Below are 12204 nucleotides of genomic sequence, written 5' to 3' on the forward strand. Positions count from 1 at the left end.
TATCTGCAATCGTAATCGTAATAGAAAGGAAGAAATCAATATGCACAGTCAGCGTAAGGAGATCGGAAGCTTGTCCGCATACAGAGTCCTGGATGCAAGAGAGATCCGGGAACTGAATTCAGAGGGCTTCGTCTTAGAGCATAAAAAAACGGGAGCCAGACTGTTCCTCATGAGCACCGACGACGAAAACAAGGTGTTCTGCGTGGGCTTCCGCACACCGCCGGGAGACAGCACAGGCGTTCCCCATATCCTGGAGCACAGCGTCCTCTGCGGTTCAGAAAAATTCCCGGTGAAGGATCCCTTTGTGGAACTGGTGAAGGGCTCCATGAACACGTTTTTAAACGCCATGACCTATCCGGACAAGACTGTGTATCCCATTGCCAGCTGCAATGACAGGGATTTCCAGAACCTGATGGACGTCTATATGGACGCAGTCTTAAATCCCAGGATCGGAAAAGAAAAAAAGATCTTCATGCAGGAGGGCTGGCATTACGAGCTTTCAGAGCCAGACGGCGAGCTGACCTACAACGGAGTGGTATACAATGAGATGAAGGGAGAATTTTCCTCGCCCGAAAGTCTTCTGGACCGGTATACCAAGGCTGCCATGTTCCCGGACACCTGCTATGGATTTGAGTCCGGCGGCGATCCCGAGGCCATCGTGAACCTGACCTACGAGGACTACCTGGCCTTCTATAAAAAATATTACCACCCCTCCAACAGCTTCATCTACCTTTACGGCGACATGGACATGGCGGAAAAGCTGGAGTGGCTGGACCGGGAATACCTGGGAAAATATGAGAGAGAAGAGGTAGATTCTGAGATCCAGATCCAGAAGGCCTTTAAGGAGCCGGTGGAGCAGGAGTATTTTTACTCTGTGTCAGAAACCGACGACGTGGAGAACGCGGTTTACCTTTCCTTAAGCACCCAGGCCGGAAACGAGCTTTCCCCCCGGGAATATATTGCTTTCCAGGTACTGGAGTATGTGCTCCTGGACGCTCCGGCGGCGCCCTTAAAGAAGGCGCTTCTGGACGCGGGGATCGGCGACGACATCATGGGCGGCTATGACAACGGGATCCTCCAGCCGTATTTCACTGTGGCGGCCAAGAACGCCAGAAAAGACCAGAAGGGAGAATTCCTGGCGGTGGTCAAGGGGACCCTGCGGAAGCTGGCCCTGGGAGGCCTGGATGAAAAGAGCCTGCGGGCCGGCATCAACCTGTATGAATTCCAGTACAGGGAGGCAGATTTCGGGTCTGCACCCAAGGGCCTCATGTACGGCCTCCAGTGCCTGGACAGCTGGCTTTACGGCGGCGATCCCATGATGCACCTGGAGTATGAGGAGACCTTCAAGGCTCTGAAAGAGGGAGCGGGAAACGGATATTTTGAGGGACTCATAAAGAAATATCTTCTGGATAATCCCTATGAGGCTCTGGTGATCTTAAGCCCGGAGCGGAACATGACCGCCAGACTGGAGGCGGAAACGGCAGAAAAGCTGGCGGAATATAAGGCGGGGCTTTCCCACGACGAGATCCTGGACCTGGTGCGGCAGACGAAGGAATTAAAGGAATACCAGGATACGCCCTCCACAAAGGAGGAGCTGGAGCTGATCCCCCTTCTTGGCCGGTCGGATATGGAGCCGGAGGCGGCGAAGCTGATCTTTTCTGAGACGGAGGTGGATGGGATCACAGTGGTTCGCCACGATACATTTACCTCGGGCATCGGATATCTAAAGGTGCTTTTTGATACCAGCCGCGTTCCGGTACAGGATCTGCCCTATGTGGGGCTTTTAAAGGCTGTTCTGGGCTATGTGGATACCGCCCGCCATACCTACGGGGATCTGAGCAGCGAGATCTTTTTAAACAGCGGCGGCGTGAGCTTTTCTGTGACCGCCTTCCCGGATCTTAAAAACGGCGGCTTTACAGGATTGTTTGCGGCCAGCGTCCGGGTGCTTTATGAGAAACTGGACTTTGGCTTTGAGATATTAAAAGAAATCCTTACGGAATCCATTCTGGAGGATGAAAAACGGCTGCGGGAGATCTTAAACGAGGTGAGATCCAAGAGCCAGATGCGGCTCATGAGTTCCGGCCATACGGCCGCTGTATCCAGGGCCACCTCCTATTTTTCGGACGTTTCCTACTACAACGAGATCACAGCCGGCATCGATTATTTCCAGTCTGTGGAGCAGTGGGTACGGGAGTTTGACAGTAAAAAGGGAGAGATCATCGCAGGCCTTAAGAGAGTCATGGGGGCCCTTTTTACAAGGGACAACATGACGGTCAGCTACACGGCGGACGACCGGGGCTTTTCCTTCCTTCCGGAAGCCATGAAGAAGCTTTCCCAGGCATTGCCGGAGGGTGAGAAAAAGACGTATGCAGTGAAGGCGCCGGGGATCCGCCGGAACGAGGGCTTTACCTCCTCCTCCAAGGTCAATTATGTGGCCCGGTGCGGCAGCTTTGCGGGCAGCGGCTATCCGTATACCGGAGTGCTCCGTCTCCTTAAGGTGGCATTAAATTACGATTATCTCTGGATCAATCTCCGTGTCAAGGGCGGCGCCTATGGCTGCATGAGCGCCATCACCCGGTCCGGGGACGGGTATTTCGTATCCTACCGGGATCCCAATATGAAGGAGACCAACGACATTTACGAGGGGATCCCCGAGTATCTGGAACATTTCGACGCCGACGAGAGAGACATGGCAAAATATGTGATCGGTACCATCAGCGAGCTGGATACGCCGCTGACACCATCCCAGAAGGGAGCCAGGGGCCTGGCCGCCTGGTATTCCGGACTGACGGACGAGATGGTCCAGAAGGAGAGGGATGAGATCTTAAATGCCAGAGTGGAGGATGTGCGGGCCCTTTCCGGTATCGTGCGGGAGGTTTTAAAGACCGGCGCTCTCTGTGCCATTGGAAATGAAGAAAAGATCAAGGCGGATGCGGCCATGTTCGGTGCCATCCAGCCTCTGTATAACGGAACGGCGTCAGAAGACGGGCAGTAATGCCCGCCCTCCGGCGCCTTATGGGAGGAATTGAATGAACAAAAAATATAAATCCGGCTTTGTGACCCTGATCGGGCGGCCCAATGTGGGAAAATCCACGCTGATGAACCATCTGATCGGCCAGAAGATCGCCATTACCTCAGAAAAGCCCCAGACCACAAGAAACCGGATCCAGACGGTCTACACCGATGACCGGGGACAGATCATCTTTCTGGATACGCCGGGGATCCACAAGGCGAAAAACAAGCTGGGAGAATACATGGTAAGCGTCGCCGAGCATACCTTAAAAGAGGTGGACGTGATCCTGTGGCTGGTGGAGCCGGGGACCTACATAGGAGCCGGAGAGCAGCACATCTTAAAGGTGCTGAACAAGGTGAAAACGCCGGTGATCCTGGTGATCAACAAGATCGATACCGTAAAAAAGGATGAGATCATAAAGACCATGGACACCTATAAGGATGTGTACCGGTTTAAGGAGATCATCCCCGTATCGGCCATGAGAAAAACCAATACCGATACCCTGATCCGCACCCTGTTCCAGTATCTGCCGGAGGGCCCCCAGTATTATGACGAGGATACAGTCACAGACCAGCCCATGCGCCAGATCGCCGCAGAGCTGATCCGGGAGAAGGCGCTGCGGCTCATGTCCGACGAGATCCCCCATGGGATCGCTGTGGTCATCGAGCGCATGGAAGAGCGGGATAACGGGATCTTTGATATAGAGGCTACCATTGTCTGTGAACGGGAGTCCCACAAGGGGATCGTCATCGGCAAGGGCGGATCCATGCTGAAAAAGATCGGCACCGCGGCCCGGATCGAGATCGAGAATCTGATGGACGCCAAGGTCAACCTGCAGCTCTGGGTCAAGGTCCGCAGGGAATGGCGGGACAGCGAGCTTTATATGAAGAATTACGGGTATAACCCAAGGGATATCTAAATTGTCATGAGGGAACAGATAAGTGTCACCGGAATGGTCCTGATGGCCGCTCCGGTGGGGGAATATGACCGGAGGCTGGTGATCCTGACCCGCGGACGGGGAAAGATCACCGCCTTTGCCAGGGGCGTGAGACGGCCTGGGAACCAGCTTATGGCCGCGGCGGCCCCCTTTGTATTTGGAAAGTTTCTGCTGTATGAGGGCCGCGACGCCTATACCCTGGCGGGTGCGGAGGTGGAAAATTATTTCCGGGAGATCGCCGGGGATATGGAGGCAGCCTGCTATGGCTCCTATTTCCTGGAGATGGCCGATTATTATGGAAGGGAAAATATAGACGCCACGGAGACGCTGCGGCTTTTATACCAGTCCCTGCGGGCTCTTTTAAAGCCGTCGGTCCCCAACCGTCTGGTAAAGCCCGTATATGAGCTGAAGCTCATGGAGATCAATGGAGAATACCGGGAGCTTCCCCTGGGCCGTCTCAATGATTCCACCCTGTACGCCTGGCAGTACGTCCTGGCCGCTCCGGTGGAGAGTCTGTATACGTTCACCCTGACGGACCAGGTACTGGGAGAATTCGTCCGGTGCGTGGAGCAGAACAAGGAAAGATTTATTGATAAAACGTTCCATTCCCTTGACATTTTGAACGCAGTAATGGATAATGCTACGTAAGCACCAAGCTGCGGGGCTCCGGCAAAGATCCATGCCATGGGGCCTGGAACAACTCAGGAGGTCTGAAAGATCCATGAACCGAATCAGAAATACATGTCTCTGTGCCCTGACGGGGCTTGCCGTATTTTGTACGGCGGCCTGTACCCGCGGTCCGGCGCAGGCCTTTGAACCCACAGAGGACAGCCTGTACATCACCGGCAGCGGCCAGGTCACCAGCGCTGCCATAGAGACATACGAGAAGGACTATTACACAGAAGAAGGATTAAAGGCCTTTGTGGAAGAAAACCTGGCAGCCTTCAACCAGGACGCGGCCAGCACAGCCGGGGACAAAGAGAAGGCCCCAGCGGTCTTAAATACGTGTACCCTGGCAGACGGGACTGCCTCCCTGCTCATAGACTTTTCTTCTCCGGCGGCCTATATGGAATTTATGGCCGCGTATCCGGATGAGGAGAGCGGAGTCCAGGTAAAGGCCCTGTCCATCCTTTCCATGGAAGAAGCAGAGCTTGGGGACGTATCCCTGACGGCTGCGGCAGGAAAGGAAAAGGGAACGGCCGTACCGGCGGACCAGGTCAAGAAAAAATCAAAGCTCCATGTGGCCGTGGTCGAGGGCCCGGCGCTTTTAGAGACCGACGGAGCCATCCAGTACATTTCCGACGGAGTGACGCTGACGGGAGAAAACGGGGCCAGGACCCCGGACGGAGGCGTGTCCTATATAATTTTTAAATAAGGAACATACAGGGCGCTGTCCTGAAAACAGAATGAAGAGGAGAGACGATATGGAAAAGACAATGGAAAAGATCGTAGCGCTTGCGAAATCCAGAGGCTTTGTTTACCCGGGATCCGAGATTTACGGAGGTCTTGCCAATACATGGGATTACGGCAACCTGGGCGTAGAGCTTAAGAACAATGTAAAGCGGGCCTGGTGGAAAAAATTCATCCAGGAAAGCCCCTATAACGTGGGTGTGGACTGCGCCATCTTAATGAACTCCCAGACATGGGTGGCTTCCGGCCATCTGGGAGGCTTCTCCGACCCCCTTATGGACTGTAAGGCATGTAAGGAGCGTTTCCGCGCCGATAAGCTGATCGAGGACTATATGGCAGAAAAGGGCATTGAGCCGGAGACAGGGATCGACGGCTGGACCCAGGAAGAGATGAAGAAGTATATCGACGACAACAACATCTGCTGTCCCAGCTGCGGAAAGCACGATTTCACCGATATCCGCCAGTTTAACTTAATGTTCAAGACCTTCCAGGGCGTGACCGAGGACGCCAAGAATACGGTATATCTCCGTCCAGAAACGGCACAGGGTATTTTCGTAAACTTCAAGAACGTCCAGAGAACCTCCAGAAAGAAGCTTCCCTTTGGTATCGGTCAGATCGGTAAGTCCTTCCGTAACGAGATCACTCCCGGAAACTTCACCTTCCGTACCAGAGAGTTTGAGCAGATGGAGCTGGAATTTTTCTGTAAGCCGGGAACGGATCTGGAGTGGTTCTCCTACTGGAAGCAGTTCTGCATCGACTGGCTGCGGAATTTAGGCATTAAAGACGACGAGCTGAGAGCCCGGGACCATTCCGCAGAGGAGCTCTGCTTTTACAGCAAGGCCACCACGGACCTGGAATTTTTATTCCCCTTCGGCTGGGGCGAGCTCTGGGGAATTGCAGACCGTACCGACTATGACCTGACCCAGCACCAGAACACCTCCGGTCAGGATATGACGTATTTTGACGACGAAAGCAGTGAGAAATATATCCCATATGTGATCGAGCCGTCTCTGGGAGCTGATCGTGTGACGCTGGCCTTCTTATGCTCCGCATATGACGAGGAAGAGATCGGCGAAGGCGACGTAAGGACCGTTCTCCACTTCCATCCGGCCATCGCTCCGGTGAAGGTGGGCGTGCTGCCCTTATCCAAAAAGCTCAACGAGGGTGCAGAGAAGGTGTACGCAGAGCTTTCCAAATATTATAACTGTGAGTTTGACGACAGAGGAAACATCGGAAAACGTTACAGAAGACAGGACGAGATCGGAACTCCGTTCTGCGTGACCTATGACTTTGATTCTGAAACTGACGGAGCCGTTACGGTCCGCGACCGGGATACCATGGAGCAGGTACGGGTACCCATTGCAGAGTTAAAGGCATATCTGGAAGAAAAATTTGAATTCTAAATACGGAAGCAGGTCCCGGAAATGCTTTTCGGGCATCCTGGACCTGGAAGATCCGTAGAGGAAAAGAGGCGGCTGAAGGCTTTTTAGCAGTTGGCAGCCTCTTTTCTTAGAAAGGAAGCAGAAAATGGAAATAAAGAATGTAGTTCTGGCATCGGCGTCTCCCAGAAGGAATGAGCTGCTTTTGCAGATCGGGATCCAGCCGGAGATCGTGGTGAGCCACGTGGTGGAACGGGTCACTTCCAGCGTGCCGTCGGAGGTGGTCATGGAGCTGGCGTCCCAGAAGGCGGCCGATGTGGCAGCCGGGAGGAAGGCCGGGGAGACTGTCATCGGCTCCGACACGGTGGTGGCCATAGACGGGAAGATCCTGGGAAAGCCAAAGACCCACGAAGAGGCCCGTGAGATGATCGGGATGCTGTCCGGCCGGGTCCACCAGGTGTACACGGGCGTCTGTGTGATCCTTAAGGGAGAAGACGGAAACGACTGTTCCAGGGTCTTTTTCGACAAGACCGATGTGGAGGTGTATCCTCTGACAGAGGAGGAGATCTTCCAGTACGCCATGTCCGAGGAACCCATGGACAAGGCCGGGGCCTACGGCGTCCAGGGCTTTTTTGCCAGGTATATCAAGGGGCTTAAGGGCTCCTATGCCAATGTCATGGGACTTCCTGTGAGCAGGCTGTATCAGGAACTGAAGGAATTAAACGGAATTTAAGGAGTGCCGAAGATGATCAGACTGATCGTATCAGACATAGACGGGACCCTCACAGAGGATGGGGGAAGCCGGCTGGACCCGGAGCTTTACGAGGTGATCCTGAAGCTCAAAAGCCAGGGGATCTATTTTGCGGCTGCCAGCGGCCGTCATTCAGCCAGCATTGAATATATTTTTGATCCAATAAAGGATAAGATCTTTTACATCGGGGATAACGGGGCGTATCTGGGCTGCTATGGCAGGGAGCTTTTTCTGACCCGGTATAAGCAGGAGCTGGCCATGGACGTGATCGCCGATATGAAAGCCGCCGGTCTGGACGTTTTAGTGGACTGTGCGGACTGCGCCTATACGGATTCCAGGAATCCGGAGTTTCTCCAGTGGATGTTAAACGGATATCATTTCCGCTTAAGGAAGCTGGAGGATCTGAGGACCCTTGCTGAGCCCATTGTGAAGATCGCCGGCTGCCGTATGGAGGGCCTGGGAAGCCGGGCGGACGGGTTTAAGGAAAAATACGGAACGAAGCTTAAAGTGACCCTGGCGGGAGAGCAGTGGCTGGATACCATGGATCCGGGAGTCAGTAAGGGCGCGGCGGTGAAGCTTCTCCAGGAAAGCCTCATGATCCGTCCTGAAGAGACCATGGTATTCGGCGACCAGTTAAATGATATCGAGATGTTAAACCAGGCGTATTACAGCTTTGCAGTGGCCAATGGACGGCCGGAGACCCGGGCCGCCGCCAGATTTCTGGCGGATTCCAATGGAAACCAGGGGCCGTTGAAGATATTAAAGCTGTTGGTGGAGCGGAAATAATGGAAAAGAAGATGAAAAAACGAAAAAGCGCGTGGATATGCCGGGCGGCTGTCTCCATGGCGGCCATGGCGGCAGCCGTATGCTTAGGGGGCTGCGGCGCAGTGGAAACGCTGTATTCCGGAAAAGGAGAAAAGGAATACGGAAAGGCGGAGACCATGGTGATCCTGACCACGGAGCGGCTCCGCTACGAAAACGTATATTCAGAGGAGATCTGGACCGCAGAGGTGGACGGCGGCGGAACGGCCTTTGAGACGGTCCTCACAGGCCAGATCCATGATTTTTTAAAGGAGCTGAAGGTCATGAGCCTCATGGCCCGGGAGAAGGAGATCACCCTTTCCAGCCGGGAAAAGGAGCTGGCCAAAACAGCGGCCGGCCAGTATATGGACGCTCTGGGCTCTGTCCAGGCAGAGGAGTTCGGGCTGACAGAGGAAAAAGCGGAGGCCTTGTATACGGATTACTGGACGGCGGAAAAGCTGGTGGAGACCATTACAGGGGATATGAACCTGGAGGTCAGCGACAGCGAGGCCAAGGTGATCTCCGTGGCCCAGATCCAGGTTTCCGACAGGACCCGGGCAGAAGAGATCCGTTCAAAGATCCAGGAGGAGGGAATGGATTTTTTTGCCGCAGCCAAGGAATATTCAGAGGATCCGGAGATAAAAAAACAGCTCTGGTACGGCCTCATGGGAGAGGAGTATGAAAAGACGGCCTTTTCCATGGCATCCGGAGAGGTGAGCCCGGTGGTGGAGGACGGAGGGAAATATTACATCCTGAGGTGCGAAAACGATTACGATGAGGCTGCCACCAGAGTCCGCAAGGAGCAGATGATACGGGAAAAGAGAAGCGCTGCCTTTTACAGCTCCTACCAGGCGTTCCAGGCGGAACACCCACTGACCGGGGATGAGGAGCTGTGGCAGGGGCTTACGGTCACTGGGAGTCCGGCTGTGACGGCGGATTTTTTTGAGATCTTTGAGACGGTATGTGCCGGGGAGGAACAGGTATGATCGCATTGCGAATCGAGGAACAGAAGAAATTTACCTCGGGGCTTTTTATCGGAGAGCTGTTCGATCAATTTCTTTTAAGGGAGGCGGACATCGTTACCTTCAACCGGTTCACCATCGACGGCCGGGTGCGCCGGGGATACTATACAGGAGAGGAGCAGGGGAAGATCGGTGAGTTTTCCTCCTGGAGGACCATAAAGCCCGTATGCTTTTCCCTGATCCGGGGAAAGCGTCTGCCGGAGACCTTCCGCATCGTCCTCTGCCTGTCGGAGGAGGCCAGGAGCCGGTTCGTACAGGCCCATGCTCCGGGGATCCTGCCGGAGCAGGCAGGCGGCCTTTATATCAACATCCAGTATGAAAACCAGGAAATGACCTGTGTTACGGGCACATCCATGAACGTTTTCACCATGGACCGGACCCTGGAGCGGGAATGGGATGAGAGCGTAAAGCAGTTTTTAAAAAGAAGCGGGATCGCGTTTACCTGTTAGGAGGCGGCAGTTGAATTTTGATAATTACAGATATTTTGCAGCAGCGGCGGAGGAGTTAAACTTCACAAAGGCGGCCAGAAAGCTTTTTATGACCCAGCAGGCCCTCAGCAAGCAGATCGACAAAATGGAAAAGGAGTATAATACCCGGCTGTTCAACCGGGAAACGCCCATGAGCCTTACGCCGGCCGGAGAGTGTATGTACCGGCACGTCTGCCGGATCCTGGACAATGAGCGGCAGATGCGGGCAGAGCTGGACGCGGTCCTGGGGCAGGAAAGCCGGAATCTGGTGGTGGGCGTCTCCTATTTCCGCAGCAGTATCCTGATCCCGCGGATCATGAAGGAGTTTTCAGGGCTTCATCCGGAGATCTGCGTGACCGTGAAGGAAAAGAACCTGGCGGGCTGTGTTGCGGATCTAAAGCTTGGAAAGCTGGATCTGATGTTTGGTTATCATATGGAGGATGATCCGGCCCTGGTCTCCCACCGGCTGTCCCGGGAGGAGACCGTCCTGGCTGTACCGGAGCCCATGGCAGCGGAATGCCTGTCTTCGGAGGAAATCCGAGGCTTTAAAGAAGAGGGGATCGTCTCGCTGCGTCCTTTTTCCGGCTGTCCCTTTGTGCGGATGGATGCAGATACGTGGATGGGGGAGCAGTTTGACCGGTATTGCAGGGAGGACGGCTTCGATCCGAAGATCTTTGTCATATCCCAGAGCGTCCTTACGGTGCTGGAGTGCTGTGCCGAGGGCATCGGGGCAACGCTGGTCCCTGCCGGCTATCTGGACCATCTGACGGCGGAGCAGAGAAGGGGGATGGTATTTTTCAGATGGAGATATCCGGATGTCACACTGTTGGGGGCCGTCCTTCATCTGAAGAGCAGCTACATCACAAAGGCAGCCATGGACTTTGTGAAGTGTTCACAGAAAATATGCGGAGAAGAGGAATCTCTTTGGAATGGATTCTTTTAGTTGTGCCATGCGACAAAAACGTTGTTTGTTAAAAATGACGGAAGAAGATAAAATAATCATAAAATATTACTAAAAAAGGAGAAAGACTTATGCAGGCAGACAAAAAGAAAAAAGAGTCCATGAGCATGTGGAAGATCATCCTCATCGTAAACCTGGCTGTGTACATCCTGTCGTTTGTGATCCCGTCGGGAGCGTACCAGAGAGATGGAAAGATGGCAGTTCCAGGCACCTATGAGGTGGTGGAAAAGACGTATCTGAACCCGGTGGATGTGATCCTGGCCGTGGGAGATACGGTATATTCCTCCTTCGGAAAGCTGTTCGTGACACTGATCATCATGGGCGGCATGATGGGGATCGTCAACTCCACAGGAGTCCTGGACCGGGCCCTGGGGAATCTGATCCACCGGCTGAAGGATAAGGCCCTGGCGATCATTCCGATCTATGTATTTGCCACAGCCCTTTTAGGCTGTGTGGGCTCCATGATCTCCACGGTGATCCTGTTCGTTCCCCTGGGACTTCTGATCGCCAGAAAGCTCCGGGCAGACCGGACCTTTGCCGTTGGCCTTGTGATCCTGGGCTCCTTCACCGGCTTCATGTCCTCCCCCATCAATCCCCTTACTGGCGTTATGGGACAGGAGATCGCCGGACTGGTTCCTTATTCCGGCGCAGGTCTCCGGACCATCGTAACGATCCTCAATGTGGCGGTGGTTTCCGCATACCTGGTATGGTGGGCAAAGCGCTGCCAGAAAAATACAGCCATATACGAGGCGGATTTCGGCGGAGAGGAAGACATGGAGAGCGGAGAGTATGAAAATACATATAAGCCTCTTTCCGGCCGTGAAATGGCGATCCTGGCGATCTTCTTCGGCGCATTTATCTTTTTTGCCGCCGGCGGCCCGACCCTGGGCCTGGGCATGACCCAGTTAGGCTCCATTATGCTTCCCGTTGCCTTTGTGGAAGGGATCCTGGCCGGATACAGCCTGGACGATACCATGAAAAACTTCGTAAAGGGAACCCAGTCCATGTGCGGCGTTATGGTATTCATGGTCCTGGCCTCCATTATGAGCATTATTTTAAACCAGGCGGGAGTCCTGGACTCCATCGTTTATTACATCTCCATCCCCTTAAGCCATTTAAGCAGCGCTATGGCGGCTGTGGGAATGTTCATTGCAAATGCGTTCATTAACGTATTCATCGGCTCTGGCTCCGGCCAGACTGTGGTTGCCATGCCGATCATGGCTCCCTTAGCCGATGTGGTGGGCGTTACCCGCCAGATGGCAGTGCTCACCCTCCAGTATGGAGACGGCTTTACGAACCTGTTCCTGCCCACCAACGTAAACCTTATGGCATGTCTTGCCATGGCCGGTGTGGACTTTAAGCGATGGATGAAGTTCCTGGTGCCCTGCTATGCGATCCTGTTTGTGATCATGGTCGCTTCCATCTTCATCGGAACTGCCATCGGATTTTAAGAGGAGGCCGGA

11 protein-coding genes are annotated in these 12204 nt (G+C 54.1%); all 11 read left to right on the forward strand.

Going from position 1 to position 12204, the window contains the following annotated elements; translation table 11 throughout:
* Nucleotides 1–40: 40 nt before the first annotated feature.
* The 11 genes from WIH05_RS07800 to WIH05_RS07850 all read left to right on the forward strand — a co-directional run bounded on the left by WIH05_RS07800 (nucleotide 41) and on the right by WIH05_RS07850 (nucleotide 12192).
* Complete coding sequence (locus tag WIH05_RS07800; RefSeq protein WP_022273706.1) at nucleotides 41–2995, forward strand: insulinase family protein; 2955 nt, start codon at nucleotides 41–43, stop codon at nucleotides 2993–2995.
* Nucleotides 2996–3029: 34 nt separating this feature from the next.
* Nucleotides 3030–3932 carry a GTPase Era gene (era, locus tag WIH05_RS07805; protein WP_022273705.1) on the forward strand — a complete coding sequence of 301 codons (903 nt, stop codon included), beginning with the start codon at nucleotides 3030–3032 and terminating at the stop codon, nucleotides 3930–3932.
* Nucleotides 3933–3938: 6 nt separating this feature from the next.
* A complete protein-coding gene (gene recO, locus WIH05_RS07810) occupies nucleotides 3939–4598 on the forward strand; it encodes a DNA repair protein RecO (protein WP_022273704.1) in 660 nt (219 codons plus the stop codon).
* Nucleotides 4599–4671: 73 nt separating this feature from the next.
* Nucleotides 4672–5325 carry a hypothetical protein gene (locus WIH05_RS07815; protein ID WP_022273703.1) on the forward strand — a complete coding sequence of 218 codons (654 nt, stop codon included), beginning with the start codon at nucleotides 4672–4674 and terminating at the stop codon, nucleotides 5323–5325.
* Between the two features lie 49 nt (nucleotides 5326–5374).
* On the forward strand, nucleotides 5375–6763 hold the full coding sequence (locus tag WIH05_RS07820; protein ID WP_022273702.1) for a glycine--tRNA ligase: 1389 nt from the start codon (nucleotides 5375–5377) through the stop codon (nucleotides 6761–6763).
* 130 nt (nucleotides 6764–6893) lie between these two features.
* Entirely contained in the window at nucleotides 6894–7472 is a 579-nt protein-coding gene (locus WIH05_RS07825) for a Maf family protein (RefSeq protein ID WP_337425225.1), read from the forward strand.
* A 12-nt stretch (nucleotides 7473–7484) separates the two neighbouring features.
* Entirely contained in the window at nucleotides 7485–8276 is a 792-nt protein-coding gene (locus WIH05_RS07830) for an HAD family hydrolase (protein ID WP_337425204.1), read from the forward strand.
* Nucleotides 8276–9277 (forward strand): peptidyl-prolyl cis-trans isomerase, encoded by a 1002-nt coding sequence (locus WIH05_RS07835; RefSeq protein ID WP_337425205.1) that lies wholly within the window; start codon nucleotides 8276–8278, stop codon nucleotides 9275–9277. Before WIH05_RS07830 ends, WIH05_RS07835 begins: the two co-directional genes overlap by 1 nt.
* A complete protein-coding gene (locus tag WIH05_RS07840; protein WP_022273699.1) occupies nucleotides 9274–9762 on the forward strand; it encodes a DUF5721 family protein in 489 nt (162 codons plus the stop codon). Before WIH05_RS07835 ends, WIH05_RS07840 begins: the two co-directional genes overlap by 4 nt.
* A 10-nt stretch (nucleotides 9763–9772) precedes the next feature.
* On the forward strand, nucleotides 9773–10723 hold the full coding sequence (locus WIH05_RS07845) for a LysR family transcriptional regulator (protein WP_022273698.1): 951 nt from the start codon (nucleotides 9773–9775) through the stop codon (nucleotides 10721–10723).
* An 89-nt stretch (nucleotides 10724–10812) separates the two neighbouring features.
* Entirely contained in the window at nucleotides 10813–12192 is a 1380-nt protein-coding gene (locus WIH05_RS07850; RefSeq protein WP_337425206.1) for a Na+/H+ antiporter NhaC family protein, read from the forward strand.
* The last annotated feature ends 12 nt before the right edge of the window (nucleotides 12193–12204 follow it).

The organism is Alitiscatomonas sp. (assembly GCF_037242085.1).
Classification (GTDB): domain Bacteria; phylum Bacillota; class Clostridia; order Lachnospirales; family Lachnospiraceae; genus Alitiscatomonas; species Alitiscatomonas aceti.

Excerpts from the sequence above, each read along its gene's own strand:
- WIH05_RS07835 (WP_337425205.1), top strand. The coding sequence starts at position 8,276 with ATGGAAAAGAAGATGAAAAAACGAAAAAGCGCGTGGATATGCCGGGCG.
- WIH05_RS07820 (WP_022273702.1), top strand. The coding sequence starts at position 5,375 with ATGGAAAAGACAATGGAAAAGATCGTAGCGCTTGCGAAATCCAGAGGC.
- WIH05_RS07850 (WP_337425206.1), top strand. The coding sequence starts at position 10,813 with ATGCAGGCAGACAAAAAGAAAAAAGAGTCCATGAGCATGTGGAAGATC.
- WIH05_RS07830 (WP_337425204.1), top strand. The coding sequence starts at position 7,485 with ATGATCAGACTGATCGTATCAGACATAGACGGGACCCTCACAGAGGAT.
- recO (WP_022273704.1), top strand. The coding sequence starts at position 3,939 with ATGAGGGAACAGATAAGTGTCACCGGAATGGTCCTGATGGCCGCTCCG.
- WIH05_RS07800 (WP_022273706.1), top strand. The coding sequence starts at position 41 with ATGCACAGTCAGCGTAAGGAGATCGGAAGCTTGTCCGCATACAGAGTC.
- era (WP_022273705.1), top strand. The coding sequence starts at position 3,030 with ATGAACAAAAAATATAAATCCGGCTTTGTGACCCTGATCGGGCGGCCC.
- WIH05_RS07840 (WP_022273699.1), top strand. The coding sequence starts at position 9,274 with ATGATCGCATTGCGAATCGAGGAACAGAAGAAATTTACCTCGGGGCTT.
- WIH05_RS07815 (WP_022273703.1), top strand. The coding sequence starts at position 4,672 with ATGAACCGAATCAGAAATACATGTCTCTGTGCCCTGACGGGGCTTGCC.